At 68.1% G+C, this 13,152-nt stretch carries 9 protein-coding genes and 1 tRNA gene; 3 read left to right on the top strand and 7 right to left on the bottom strand.

Annotated elements, in window-relative coordinates:
* Positions 1 to 4 precede the first annotated feature (4 nt).
* From VF584_18805 to VF584_18795, 3 genes are all read left to right on the top strand, one after another.
* Positions 5 to 2,272: a prolyl oligopeptidase family serine peptidase gene (locus VF584_18805; GenBank protein ID HEX8212233.1), complete on the top strand. Its 2,268-nt coding sequence runs from the start codon at positions 5 to 7 to the stop codon at positions 2,270 to 2,272.
* A gap of 157 nt (positions 2,273 to 2,429) precedes the next feature.
* Entirely contained in the window at positions 2,430 to 4,379 is a 1,950-nt protein-coding gene (locus tag VF584_18800) for a multicopper oxidase domain-containing protein (protein ID HEX8212232.1), read from the top strand.
* A 109-nt stretch (positions 4,380 to 4,488) separates the two neighbouring features.
* Entirely contained in the window at positions 4,489 to 5,994 is a 1,506-nt protein-coding gene (locus VF584_18795) for a hypothetical protein (protein ID HEX8212231.1), read from the top strand.
* Between the two features lie 104 nt (positions 5,995 to 6,098).
* On the opposite strand, the gene VF584_18790 is transcribed toward VF584_18795, so the two are convergent.
* The 7 genes from VF584_18790 to VF584_18760 form a co-directional block, all read right to left on the bottom strand.
* Positions 6,099 to 6,172, bottom strand: a tRNA-Val gene (locus VF584_18790).
* A 1-nt stretch (position 6,173) separates the two neighbouring features.
* Positions 6,174 to 6,410, bottom strand: a complete 237-nt coding sequence (locus VF584_18785; protein ID HEX8212230.1) for a hypothetical protein — start codon at positions 6,408 to 6,410, stop codon at positions 6,174 to 6,176.
* Positions 6,411 to 6,609: 199 nt separating this feature from the next.
* Entirely contained in the window at positions 6,610 to 7,458 is an 849-nt protein-coding gene (locus tag VF584_18780) for a hypothetical protein (protein HEX8212229.1), read from the bottom strand.
* Positions 7,459 to 7,820: 362 nt separating this feature from the next.
* Complete coding sequence (locus tag VF584_18775) at positions 7,821 to 8,669, bottom strand: hypothetical protein (protein ID HEX8212228.1); 849 nt, start codon at positions 8,667 to 8,669, stop codon at positions 7,821 to 7,823.
* 591 nt (positions 8,670 to 9,260) lie between these two features.
* A complete protein-coding gene (locus VF584_18770; GenBank protein ID HEX8212227.1) occupies positions 9,261 to 10,112 on the bottom strand; it encodes a hypothetical protein in 852 nt (283 codons plus the stop codon).
* A 310-nt stretch (positions 10,113 to 10,422) separates the two neighbouring features.
* Positions 10,423 to 12,204 (bottom strand): hypothetical protein, encoded by a 1,782-nt coding sequence (locus VF584_18765; GenBank protein ID HEX8212226.1) that lies wholly within the window; start codon positions 12,202 to 12,204, stop codon positions 10,423 to 10,425.
* 35 nt (positions 12,205 to 12,239) lie between these two features.
* Complete coding sequence (locus VF584_18760; GenBank protein HEX8212225.1) at positions 12,240 to 12,848, bottom strand: DUF305 domain-containing protein; 609 nt, start codon at positions 12,846 to 12,848, stop codon at positions 12,240 to 12,242.
* Positions 12,849 to 13,152 lie beyond the last annotated feature (304 nt).

The following is a 13,152-nucleotide window of genomic DNA, read 5'->3' as shown; positions in this document are numbered from 1 at the left end:
CCCGATGAAGCCTGCCTACCTGCTCGTATTCGCGATCGCCGCCACGGCCTCGCCGCTGTACTCGCAGAGATCCGGGGGAGGCGGAAGCACGCCGGCCGCGCGGGTACCGGTGGCACCGCGCGAGGACTCGTCCAGTACGTACTTCGGCACGCGGGTGGCTGACCCGTACCGCTGGCTGGAGCGATACGAGGACGCAGCCGTACGCGGGTGGTACGAGCAGGAGGATGCGGTCACACGCGCCGCGCTCGAGCGCCTGCCCGCCTACCGCCACATCGTTGCACGGCTGGCACAGGCCCGAAACGCGCGGCCCTACCGCACGACGCAGATCGCGGAGCAGCCCGGGCGCGCCTTCTACCTGAAGGCACTCGCCGGCGAGCAGGCACCCTCGCTGTACGTGCGGGATACCTACTCGGGCGAGCGGCGGCTGATCGGGCCCGTGGAGCTCGCACGCGTCACGGGTGCCCGTACGGCGGTCGTCTCCTTCTATGGTCCGTCGCCGAGTGGCGCGCACGTCGCGGTGTCGTATACCGAGAACAACAACGAGCGTCCCGCCACCGTCATCGTAGAGACCTCCACCGGCCGCGTGCTCACCGCCGAGCTGCCGCGCTCCGCGTCCGGCGTCTCCTGGCTTCCGGGCGGCGCATCCTTCCTCTACTCCATGACGCGCGACGCGCCGGCCAGCGCCACGGCGGCACGGGTCTGGGGGGCCATGCCCACCCTTCGGCACGTCGTGGGCACCCCGGTGGCAAGCGACGTCGTGGTGTTCGAGCCCCACCGGCTGACGGGTGATTCGTCCGCCATCGGAGGCCCGGAGGCCGACGCCGAGGCGGGGATCGCGCTCGCTACGATTTATCGGGAGAACACCGTCCGCACGGGGGAAGCGTTCATCGCTCCCCTGGGGGCGGTGGCTCGGGGGGCGACGCCACCCCCCGCGACGTGGCGCCGCGTGACCTCGTTGACCGACAGCATCCAGCGGCTCCGCGTGCGCGGGCCCTGGCTGTACGCCGCCTCCTTCCGCGGCGCGCCGGCGGGACGCCTGGTGCGGCTGCCGATCCCCGCGGGGTTCGTTGAAGGTGAGGGACCGGCGCTCGACTGGTCGCGCGCGGAGGTCCTCCTCGAGCGGCCGGGGCTGGGGTTCTTCAACACGTTCGACCGGCTCGCCCTTGCGCGCGACGCAGTCTACTGGCTGGGCACCGATCAGGGCCGCCAGCGGATGTACCGCTGGCCATACGACGCGGGGGAGGTGGAGGAGATCCCCTTCCCTTTCGATGGGAGCGCAGGACAGCTGGAGGCGCTGGACCAGCAGCCGGGCGTGCGCTTCGTCTTCGGCGGATGGACGCAGGCGGACCGGCGCTTCCGCTATGATCCGGGAGCACGGCGCATCGTGGAGCTGCCCACGCCGCTGAACGCCCCTGACCCGTTCGGCCGGCTCGAAGGGATGTCGGCGGAAACCGTCTTCGCCCCCTCGCACGACGGAACGCGGGTGCCGCTCACCATATTGAGGGGGTTCCGCGCGGCCGGCCCCCAACCCACCGTGCTGTACGGCTACGGCGCCTACGGCGCAACGGACGACGCCTTCTTCCGGCCGCAGATTCGCCCATGGCTGGAGGCGGGCGGCACCTATGCCATCTGCCACGTGCGGGGAGGCGGCTACAACGGCGAGACGTGGCACCGCGCGGGAATGCAGGAAACGAAGCGAAACAGCTGGATGGACGGGATCGCCTGCGCCGAGTACCTGCTGAAGCAGGGGCTGACCACATCGGCGATGCTCGGGATCAACGGCGGCAGCGCGGGCGGAATCTTTGCCGGCCGGGCCATCACCGAGCGCCCGGAGCTCTTTGGCGCCGCGGCGATCGAGGTGGGCGTCGCGGACATGCCCCGGCTCATGGGGAGCGGCGCCGGGCCGCAGAACGTGCACGAGTTCGGATCGGCGGAGACCGAGGCCGGGTTCCGCGCGCTGCTCGCGATGAGCCCGTATCATCACGTGCAGCGGGGGACGGCATACCCGCCGACGCTCCTTTACGCCGCCTTCAACGACACGCGCGTCACCCCGTGGCACCCCGCCAAGCTCGCCGCGGCTCTGCGCGACGCCGGCGGCGCCGCGGCGCTGCCCGGCGGCGAGCGGCGGGTGCTTCTGCGAGTGGACTTCGAGGCCGGCCACATGGGCGACTCGCAGCCGGCGGACGTCAGCGATCGCCGTGCCGCGGCCGTGTTCGCCTTCTTTGCGGATCGGCTTGGACTGCGGATCCCCGCCGCCCCGAGCAGCCGGTGAACGGAGCTTCTCACACAGAGACACTGAGGGACAGACGAGGGCACAGGGAACCCCTTGTTGTTCTTTCAGTTCCCTCTGTGCCTCTGTGTGAGCCCATCTGTTCTCATCTTTTTTTTCCTGCGCCTCTGCGCCTCTGCGTGAGACCCAAAGGGAATCCATGATCCAGCGCTCCGTGGCCGCACTCGTCTACGCCATACTCGCCACCGTGCCAGCGGCCGGCCAGCCTCTCGCGGAGGCCGAAACGCCATCCGCATGGAAGCGGGGCGAGCGCATTGCGCCGAACGACAATCGCAGGCCGGCCGGGCACCTCGCCGATCGCGTGCTCACTCTCAGGCTGGAGGTGCGCGAAGGCCTGCTCTACCCGGAGGAGGACGACGGGCCGAGCGTGCCGGCCCTCGCCTTCGCGGAAGTGGGCAAAGTCCTCCAGGTGCCGGGGCCGCTGATCCGAGTCCGGCAGGGGGCCGAGGTTCGGGTGAGCATCCGCAACCCTACGGACTCGGCCATCACCGTGTTCGGGCTCCAGGCGGATACCGGCGGCGCCATTCCCCTCCACATCCCCACCGGCGCCACCCGCGACGTCCGCTTCCGCGCGGACAGGGCGGGGACCTACTACTACTGGGGAACCGTCGGTGGCCGGGGCATGGAGGATCGCGAATGGCGGGAAAGCCAGCTCTCCGGAGCGCTCGTGGTGGACCCCGCCGGTGGCGCGGCCGACGACCGGGTGTTCGTGATCGGCAACTGGTTTCGGCCCGCCGGCTGGAACCGTGCCCCGGGTGCGGCGCCAGACTCCACCGCGCGAGACGTGGAGACGATGGTGATCAACGGCCGCTCCTGGCCTCACACCGAGCGCCTCGATTTCGATCAGGGTGACGCGGTTCGCTGGAGATGGGTGAACGCGACGGCGAGCTCTCACCCCATGCACCTCCACGGCTTCTATTTCAACGTGGAGAGCCGGGGCAACGCGCACACACAGCGGACGTACCGCGGCGATGCCCGTCCGTTCGTCGTGACCGAGCTCATGCTCCCGGGCGAGACGATGGCGATGTCGTGGGTCCCGGAACGGCCGGGAAACTGGCTCTTCCACTGCCATTTCGCCTTCCACGTGTCTCACCATCTCGCGCTTCCCCGCGGCCAGGAGATCCCGCCGGAAACGGGTGCAGGCGCGCACGCTTCGCACACCGACGCCACCGCGCCTCACCGGATGTCTGGCCTGGTGCTGGGACTCGCGGTCCGTCCGGCACCCGGCGCACGCGCTCCAGCAGCCGCGGCAGCCGCGCCGCGCGAGATCCGGCTGCTGGCGCAGACCGCACCGGCACGCTTCCGCAAGATCGCCGGGATGGGCTACGTCGTGCAGGAAGGCGGAGCGGAACCCGCGCGTGACTCGATCCAGCTCCCCGGGCCGATGCTCGTGCTGCGCCGCGGAGAGCCCGTTCGCATCACTGTGGTCAACCACCTTCGGGAAGCGACCGCCGTCCACTGGCATGGAATCGAGCTGGAGAGCTTCTCGGACGGCGTGCCGGGGTGGAGCGGGGCCCCGGGGCGCATCATGCCCCCCATCGCGCCGGGCGACTCCTTCGCGGCCGAGTTCGTCCCCCCGCGCTCCGGCACTTTCATCTACCACACCCACTCGAACGAGCAGCTTCAACTGGGCTCGGGGCTCTATGGGCCGCTGCTCGTGGTAGACCCGGACCAGCCGTACGATCCGCAGCTCGACCGGGTTTTCGTCGTGGGAGGCTCCGGCCCCAGCGACTCGCTCCCGGAACTCGACTTCCAGTCACCCGGAGTGGTCAACGGCAGCGCGACACCGCCGCCCGTGGAGCTTCGGGCAGGCACCAGGTACCGGCTGCGCTTCATCAACATCAATCCCGATTGGCGCGTGATCTTTTCGCTGATGTCCGATTCGGCGCTCGCCTCCTGGCGGCCCGTGGCCAAGGACGGCGCCGACCTCCCCGCCACGCAGCGCGGCGAGCGGCCGGCCTATCTCCTGACCGGCCCCGGAGAAACCGCCGACTTCGAGTTCACGCCGGCAACACCCGGCGAGCTGCGGCTCGAGGTGAAGACGCAGCTGTCGGGCTGGATCATTCCCATCCGGATCCTGGTCCGGTGAATGGGCGGAGCGAAGCCACGCCCGTCGATGCACCACCCGTTACACAGCTCGGAAGAGGTCCACCACCACGGCGGCACGGCTCCAACGTCGCCGCAACCAGGGAGCACACATGAAGCGTTTTTCGATCGCCGCGGCCGCGGTGCTTTGCCTTCTCCCGGCCCGTGTCCTCACGCAGGGGCACGTCCATCCGCCGGCCGGATCGCCTGAAAAGCTGGGCACCGTTCGCTTCGCCACGTCGTGCAGCCCCGCGGTGGCTCCCCGCTTCGACCGGGCCGTCGCCCTGCTGCACTCCTTTGAGTTCGGCGCATCGATCAGGGCCTTCGACGAAGTGATCGCGTCCGACTCCACGTGCGCCATGGCGCACTGGGGAGTCGCGCTCAGCCGCTGGAGCAACCCGATGGCGGTGGGCGGCCGGTCACCGGCGCAGCTGAGGCTGGGGAAGCAGTCCTCCGACGCCGCGCTGCGGCTCGGCGCCGGCGCGTCCGAGCGCGAGCGCGGCTACATTCGCGCCGTAAGCCAGCTGTACGAGGACGTCGAGCGCCGGGACCAGCGCAGCCGCTTCGTCGCATACGAGCGCGCCATGGGCGAGCTCGCCGCGCGATATCCCACCGACACCGAAGCCACCATCTTCCACGCGATCGCGCTGGCGGCCTCGGCCTCGCCGACCGACAAGACTTACACCAGCCAGAAGAGGGCCGGCAGCATCCTGGAGTCGCTCCTCGCCGCTCAGCCCGATCACCCCGGGCTCGCGCACTACATCATCCACAGCTACGACTACCCGCCGCTGGCCGATCGGGCGCGGGCGGCCGCGCGCCGTTACGCGAGCATCGCACCCGCCGCCGCGCACGCACTGCACATGCCCTCGCACACCTTCACGCGGGTGGGGATGTGGGATGAATCGGTCAGCACGAACCGGCGCTCGATGGAGGTCGCCCTGGCGAGCGGCTCAATCTCGGAGGTGTTGCATGCCGCGGACTACGCCATGTACGCCTATCTGCAGATGGGAAAGGAAGCGGAGGCCAGAGCGATCCTCGATGGATTGCCGGCGCTGGCGGCGCGCTTCGACCCGAACGCGATCACCGGCGCGGCACCCGGCTCGGCGGGGATCTTTGCGCTCGCCGCGATCCCGGCGCGATGGGCGCTCGAGCGGCGCGCGTGGAGGGAGGCCGCCGCGCTCCGGCCGTCCGCGACCGCCTACCCGTACACGGAGGCAATGACGTACTTCGCTCGCTCACTCGGTGCCTCACGCACCGGTGATCTCGCCGCCGCGGCGGTGGCGATCGATTCTCTGGCCGCGATCAGGCAGCGGCTGGGTGCGCGTGGAGAAGAGTTCTGGGCGGAACAGGTGGCGGTTCAGCACCTGGCCGCGCAGGCTTGGCTCGCCTTTGCCCAGCAGCGCGTGCCCACGGCCCTGTCGCGCATGCGCGAGGCCGCGGCGCGTGAGGACGCCACGGAAAAGAACGCGGTCACTCCGGGGCCTCTGGTACCCGCCCGCGAGCTGCTCGGCGACATGCTGCTGGAGTTGAAGCGGCCCGCCGAAGCGCGCGCGGAGTATCGCGCGACTCTGCGAAAAGAGCCCAACCGCCGGCATGCGCTGCGACGCGCCGGCAGGTGACGCAGCCATGCGCGCCGGACCAGATCGTCTGGTCCGGCGCCATTCCGCGGCATTACAGGCACTTACAGAAAAATCGGGTCCGACACCGTGTCGGACCCGATGAGTGGGCGCTGAGGGATTCGAACCCCCGACCCCCTGTGTGTAAGACAGGTGCTCTAACCAGCTGAGCTAAGCGCCCTCTACCAGATGATGCCGAGCGGGATGAGCACGGCGTAGCCCAGCACCAGGAGGAGCGGAGCCACCACCGTGGAGCCACCCGCCAGGAACACGTAGCCCGCGACGATGGCGACCAGCCCGGCGGCGATCAGCGCCAGGTTGGGAACGGAGAAGCGCAGCGAGCTTTCCGTGTCGCTCGGGGCCGCGGCGGGAGGGCGGGCGAGCGGGCGCGTGCTGGGTGCGGGAGTAGGTCTCGGCATGAGGAGAAAGTAACCGGGTGCGCTCCTGAGGGTCAACCCCCACGGGCTTTTCCCGACTCGACGGCGGTCTCACAAAGAGACACAGAGGAAACAGAAGGAGGAGGATCTCGCCTCCGCGCCCTCTCCGTTTCCTCTGTGCCTCCGTGTGATGCGTTCCTCCCGCGCCCCGGCCCGGCGGCGCGGAGAGGAAGCCGCACGGCTACTGCTTGACGATGGTGCCGTTCGGCGTGCAGGGCGCCGCGCCGCCGCCGGCGTTGTTCGACGGCCGGTTGCTGCCGTCCGAAGCGACGATCCCGCCGGCGCAGACGAAGCCGGTGAGGTTTCCGTGCACCCCGTTGTTGGAGATGTTCACCCGCGCGTTCGTCTGCCCGGCCCCGCCGTTGCCGGCCTGCACGGCGATGCCGTTGTAGTTGAGCATGCTCTCGTCGACGTTGATGATGCCGTTGGTCTCGGCGATCACCCCGAAGATCGTGTTGCCGGAGATCGTCGAGCTCTTGACCGACGTGATGCCGTGCACGACGCGGATGCCGTCGTAGTTGTTGATGATCTGCGAGTTGCTGATGTCCACGTGCCCGGATCCGGCCATCGCGTTGACCAGGAGGCCCGTCTGCGAGGCCTGAGCGATGAGAACGTTCTCCAGGATGAGGCGCTTGCCGTTGACGAAGCGGACCCCGACCAGGCCGGTCCCCGCGCCGTTGATCTGCAGGTTGCGGAGCACCACCACGATGTCCGTGCCGTTGACGCTGATGCCGCTGGAGGCTCCCGCGAAGAGGGCGCCGCCGATCGACCCGTTGCAGTCGATGGTGATGGACTTGGTGATGGTGACCCCGCCGAAGCCGCCCGAGTCGAGGCAGTCGATCTCGCCGCCGGCGGCGGTCTTGGAGATGGCGCCCGCGAAGGTCTTGCAGGGCGCGGTGCGCGAGCAGGGGTTCACGTCGTCGCCTACACCGGAGACCCAGGTACGCGTCGCCTGCGCGGAGGCGTCCGAAGGGGCAGCCAGGGCTACGGCGCCGAGGCACAGTGCGGACGCGAGTACACGCTTGATCATACGAACTCCTTGTGGATAGGAACGGTGGGGAAAAGGAACTGCGGGAACGCACTGCGGCGGGAACGCGTCACCGGGGGTAACGCGGTGCGTACGATAGCATGATCGGAGCGTTTTTCCCAGTGTTTTTTTCAATTCCGCGCAATATCGCGCAAGATGGGACTCGGCGGCGCCCGGTTCGCGTCAAGACGATGTGGTTCAATAACTTCCTTGCGGCTCGACCGTCCCTACCGTCCACCTTTTACCGACTGCTTTGACGGCCATTTCGCACAGAGACACAGAGGGAACGGCAAGGGGAGGAGGATCACTCGTCGATCCTCCTCCTCTCGTTGTTCCCTCCGTGTTCTCCGTGTAACGCGCTGTTTCTACTGCTTGGTGATGACCGCGTTCGGGGCGCAGGGCGTCGCGCCGCCGCCCCCGTTGTTCGACAGCCGGTTGCTGCCGTCCGAAGCCACGAACCCGCCCGCGCAGACGAAAGCGGTGAGGTTTCCGTGGACGCCGTTGTTGGAGACGTTCACGAACGAGCCGGTCTGGCCCACACCCGTGCCGTTGCCGGCCTGTGCCGCGATGCCGTTCACCGCGAGAATGTTGTCGTTGGCGCTGATGACCCCGCCGTTCTCGGCGATCAGCGCGAAGATGGTGTTGCCGGCGATGACCGACCTGTTCACCGTGGTGATGCCGTGGGACACGCGAATTCCATCGTAGTTGTTGATGATCTGCGAGTTGTTGATCACCACGTGTCCGGAGCCGGCCATCATGTTCACCACGACCCCCGCCTGGGAGTTCCCGGAGATGAAGACGTTCTCGAGGACGAGCCGCCGCCCGTTGTAGAAGCGCACTCCGGTCGTACCGGCTCCCTGGCCGTTGATCTGGAGGTTGCGGAGCGTGACGACGACGTCCGTGCCGTTGATGGTGACGCCGCTGCCGCCGGAGTTGAGGTTGCTGCCGATCACCCCGTTGCAGTCGATGGTGATCGACTTGGAGATGAAGATCGTGCCGAAGCTGCCCGGATCGAGGCAGTTGATCTCACCGCCGACCGCGGTCTTGGAGATCGCGCCCGCGAAGGTCTTGCACGGAGCGAGGCGCGAGCAGGAATTCACGTCGTCGCCGGTGCCCGAGACCCAGGTGCGGGTCGCCTGCGCGGAGGCAGCCGAGGGGGCAGCCGCGGCCAGTGCGCCGAGACACACGGCGAATGCAAGTGCACGCTTGATCATACGAACTCCTTGGTGGGTGGGGAATGGAAAAAGTACGGCAGGAACAGGACAACGGGTGGTGCGTACGATACCCACCTCGAAGCGAGATTCCGCATACTTTTTCCACTTCCCGCCTACGTTGGCGCAAGATGCGACTCCGCGCGCCCGGTTCGTGCCAAGACGAAGCGGTTCAATAATACCATTCGTCATCGAGGTGTGTGCAAAGACGGAAACGGGAGTCTCACGCGGAGGCGCAGAGACGCGGGAGAGAACTGCAACCGCATGGCTCACATAGAGACACAGAGCCACGGAGAGAACCGCAAAAGGTTTTCTCTGTGGCTTTCAGTTCCTTCTGTGGCCTCTGTGTGAGCTTTTCTCTGTTGTTCTCTCCCTGCGTCTCTGCGCCTCTGCGTGAGACAAGCCGGTCAGAATGCACACCGGTTTCTTCTAAATGGTATAACTTCTTTGCGGCGCGTTCGTCCGGTCCGTCCGGTTTTTGCCAGCCATCCAACACAGAGACGCAGAAGAAACGGAAAGAGGAGGAGGATCTCTCGCAGATCCTCCTCCTCTCGTTGTTCCCTCCGGCGTTCTCTGGGTGAGACGCCCTTGCAGCTACTGCTTGGTGATGACGGCGTTCGGCGTGCAGGGCGTGGCGCCGCCGCCCCCGTTGTTCGAGAGCCGGTTGCTGCTGTCCGAAGCCACGAACCCGCCCGCGCAGACGAAAGCGGTGAGGTTTCCGTGCACGCCGTTGTTGGAGATGTTCACGAACGCGTTGGTCTGGCCCGCACCGGAGCCGTCGCCGGCCTGCACCGCGATCCCGTTCACGGCGATCAGGTTGTCGTCGGCGTTGATGACACCGGTGTTCTCGGCGATCAGCCCGAAGATCTGGTTCCCGGCAATCGTCGAGTTGACGATCGAGGTGACGCCGTGAGCGGTGCGGATCCCGGTGCTGTTGTTGATGATCTGCGAGTTGTTGATCACCAGGTGTCCGGCGCCGGGCATGGCAAGGACCCGGACCCCCGCCTGCGTGGCCCCCGTGATGAGAACGTTCTCCAGGACGAGGCGCCTGCCGTTGACGAAGCGCACTCCGGTCGTACCGGTTCCCACGCCGTTCATCTGGATGTTGCGCAGCGTGACGACGATGTCCGTGCCGTTGATGGTGAAGGCGCTGGGGGCAAGGGCGAACAGGGAGCTGCCGACCACCCCGTTGCAGTCGATGGTGATCGACTTGGTGATGGTAAGCGTGCCGAAGCCGCCCGAGTCCAGGCAGTCGATCTCGCCGCCGGCCGCGGTCTTGGAAATGGCGCCCGCGAAGGTCTTGCACGGCGCGGTGCGCGAGCAGGGGTTCGCGTCGTCACCGACACCGGAGACCCAGGTGCGGGTCGCCTGCGCGGATGCGGCCGAAGGGGCAGCCAGCGCCACGGCGGTGAGGCACAGTGCGGACGCGAGTACATGCTTGATCATGGGAGCTCCTTCGAGGGTGCGGTTGGGAGATGAGTACGAGGACAGCGGGAACAGAACTGCGGCGGGAACGCCTTACCGGGAGTAACAAGAAGGAACGATAGCATGATCGGAGCGGTTTTACGAGCCCTCTTCTCACTTTCCGGGACACAGTGGCGCATGATACGACTCCGCGTGCCCCGTCCGTACCCCGACGAAGCAGCGAATCGACCTCCTGGCGGCGCGAGCGTCTTTTCGGCCGGATATAACGATGCGGGGCAGCGCTCGCGCGCTGCCCCGCATGCCTGCGACATCAGCCCTTCGCGTGACCTCCCTACCGCGACGCGCGGGCCAGGTCGCGCACCGCCGCCGCCATCGCGGTAACGCGTTGCGCGTCCGCCGCCCCGCGCGCGTCCCTGTCCAGCTGCGCGGCCAGCACGTTCAGCTGGGTGCGCCGGGCGGTGCCGCGCACGCGTTCCGCGCGCGTGAGCGCGGAGGCGATCGCGGTGGTCCGCGCAGGGGAAAGACCCCGGTTGCGCACCAGCTGGTCGAGGTAGGAGCGGACGACCGGGAATGCGGCCGGCCAGGTGATCCGCGGCTGCATCTGCGGATTGTACTCCTCCATCCGTGCGAGCTTGGCCGCCTCCAGCTCGTTGCGCGAGAGCTGCTCGCTCGGCAGCAGCTCCAGGATGTCCAGCCCGCGCGACAGCTCCGACGAGTAGACGTAGCCGTTCCAGTAGTACGCGCCCCACGAGCCGCCCATCACCAGCGTCTGCGCGTCCACCGGCCCGCGGTCGAAGTAGGCGATCTCCATCGGGCGGGTCGGATCGGTGAAGTCAAAGACGTTCACGCCGCCCTGGTACCACCCCTGCACCATGATGTCGCGTCCCGGCACGGGCACCAGGCCGCCGTTGTGCGACACGCAGTTCTCCGTGTTCGTCTGCGCGGCCGGCAGCTTGAAGTAGCCGTGCTGCGTCATCTTGCCGCCGGCGATGGTGAGCACCGTGTTGCCGCCGAGCCGGAAGGGGTCCGTGGCGCGGCAGCGCGGGGCCGTGCCGCCGCCCCATTCGTCGGTGAACACGACGCGCTTGGCATCGTTGCTGAAGACGGCGGTGTGCCACAGCGAGAAGTTGAGGTCCGACTTCGCGTCCGTGACCACCGGCCGCTCCGGGTTCCGCACGTCGAGCAGAATGCCGAAGCTGCCGCACGAGCCCGCGACCAGGTGGAACGCCGGGTACGACGTCAGGTCGTGGCACCCCGACGGCCCCGTCGCGCCGCGGCCGGTCGCGGTGTCGTTCAGGGCCACGCCGCCACGGCCCGCCGGGCGCGGCAGCCCCTGGAAGATGCGCGCGTAGCCGGAGACGGCCGCCTGCTCGGGATTCCGCAGCGGCACGCGGATGATGTCTACGCGGTAGTCAGCCGTGTTCGGGTTCTCGGCCACCGTCCCCGTGGAGCACGCGAGCTCAGGCACCTCCGCCGCGTCGCGCACGTTGGACGACCCGCCGACGTAGATGTAGATCACGTTGCGGTCGGTGGGGTGCGGCACGATGGTGTGCGTATGCGAGCCGCGGCACGTCTGCACGTTCTTGATCAGCCGGGGAGTGCGCGGGTTGCTCACGTCGTAGATGCGCACGCCGCGCATGCGGTCCTTGCCGTCCTGCACCCCCTGCATACCGCAGTCGGTTCGCGAGCGCGGCGACTCGGCGGAGATGAAGAGCAGGTTGCCGTAGACCGAGGGATCGGCCTGGTCGGTTGCGCAGACCACCGTACTCAGCTCCACCGGGCGCGCCGGGTTGGCGACGTTCCAGATGCTGAAGCCGCTGAAGTTGCCCTGGTAGACCGTGTTGTTGCGGAAGGCGATGTCCGAGTTGATGTAGGCGAGCCCGCGCGCCGAGTCGAGCTGCGCCGGCTTGGCCGTGTACGAGACGAGCCGCATCCCCTTCGCGGCGATGCCGGCGGTGTTCCCGGTTCCCGCGCGCAGGTTCGCGCGCGGATCGTTCATCGTCGGGATGGTGTCCTGCTGCGCGAAGGCGGGCGAGGCGATGGCGGCGAGCTGCACCGCCGCGGCCATGGCCAGCGCCGTGGCGGCCCTGTGGGTGCGAACGTGATCTCTCATCGGTCTCTCTCGGAGGGTGGAAATACGTCCGGCGGTCAATCCGGAATGGCGTGGAGGAGCCGCTCCATCACCACGAGCTCGTCGCGCTGGTCGGCGTCGACGTCGGTGGCGAAGCGGAAGATGTCCGGCTCCTGGCCCGCGCCCGGGCTCCTGAACAGCTCCTGGACCATCTGCAGCGCACCCTCGTGATGGCGGGTCATGAGGGTGAGAAAGAGCCGGTCGAACGCGCGGCCGCGCGCCGCGCCGAGCCGCGCGAACTGCTCGTCGGTCAGCATCCCGGGCATCATCATCGCGTGCTGGGAATGCGCCTCGTCCGGCACCGCCTGCCGCCGCTCGGCGAGCCAGCTCTTCATCATCACGATCTCGTCGCGCTGCGAGATGTCGATCTTCCTGGCGAGCCGCACCACGTCGTCGGACGCGCCGTTGGCCGGCGCCATGGCGGCCATCCGCACCGCCTGCGCGTGGTGCCCGATCATGTGCTGCATGAAGCGCACGTCCGCCACGGTGAACCCGGGCCCCGCCGTCGCCGGCAGATCGGGCATGTGGTGGTGCGCCGCGGGATCGGCCGGCGCGGGCACCGCCTGCGGCGCCGCTACCGGGCGCGATGCACACGCCGTCCCCGCGACGGCACACGCGACAACCATCCCCAACCTCAGCACGGGCATACTTCTACCATTCGGGTGCTCCATGATGTGCGGTTCTGCGTAATCTAGACGCGGGAGGCTGGCCCCGCGAGGTGCATCACACAGAGAACACGGAGGGAACTACAAAGCCGCAGAGGAAACCCTTCTTGTTTTTCCCTCGTCGTTCCTCTGTGTCTCTGTGTAGGGGTTCGACAGCGCCTGCTGACACGCGCGCGTAACTGCTTGTGTTAGATGGAGATGCAACAAAGCCGCCCCGGGCGCATGTACAACGCGCCTGGAGCGGCCTCAGGTGGGTTAACCCGTT

The sequence above is a fragment of the Longimicrobium sp. genome (assembly GCA_036389135.1).
Classification (GTDB): domain Bacteria; phylum Gemmatimonadota; class Gemmatimonadetes; order Longimicrobiales; family Longimicrobiaceae; genus Longimicrobium.
The sequence above is the reverse complement of the archived record's forward strand: the minus strand, read 5'-3'. Positions and strand labels throughout refer to the sequence as shown.

What these genes read in the sequence shown, in the direction of transcription:
- VF584_18770 (HEX8212227.1), bottom strand. Translation starts at nt 10,112, where the DNA reads ATGATCAAGCATGTACTCGCGTCCGCACTGTGCCTCACCGCCGTGGCG.
- VF584_18795 (HEX8212231.1), top strand. Translation starts at nt 4,489, where the DNA reads ATGAAGCGTTTTTCGATCGCCGCGGCCGCGGTGCTTTGCCTTCTCCCG.
- VF584_18780 (HEX8212229.1), bottom strand. Translation starts at nt 7,458, where the DNA reads ATGATCAAGCGTGTACTCGCGTCCGCACTGTGCCTCGGCGCCGTAGCC.
- VF584_18765 (HEX8212226.1), bottom strand. Translation starts at nt 12,204, where the DNA reads ATGAGAGATCACGTTCGCACCCACAGGGCCGCCACGGCGCTGGCCATG.
- VF584_18775 (HEX8212228.1), bottom strand. Translation starts at nt 8,669, where the DNA reads ATGATCAAGCGTGCACTTGCATTCGCCGTGTGTCTCGGCGCACTGGCC.
- VF584_18800 (HEX8212232.1), top strand. Translation starts at nt 2,430, where the DNA reads ATGATCCAGCGCTCCGTGGCCGCACTCGTCTACGCCATACTCGCCACC.
- VF584_18785 (HEX8212230.1), bottom strand. Translation starts at nt 6,410, where the DNA reads ATGCCGAGACCTACTCCCGCACCCAGCACGCGCCCGCTCGCCCGCCCT.
- VF584_18805 (HEX8212233.1), top strand. Translation starts at nt 5, where the DNA reads ATGAAGCCTGCCTACCTGCTCGTATTCGCGATCGCCGCCACGGCCTCG.
- VF584_18760 (HEX8212225.1), bottom strand. Translation starts at nt 12,848, where the DNA reads ATGGTTGTCGCGTGTGCCGTCGCGGGGACGGCGTGTGCATCGCGCCCG.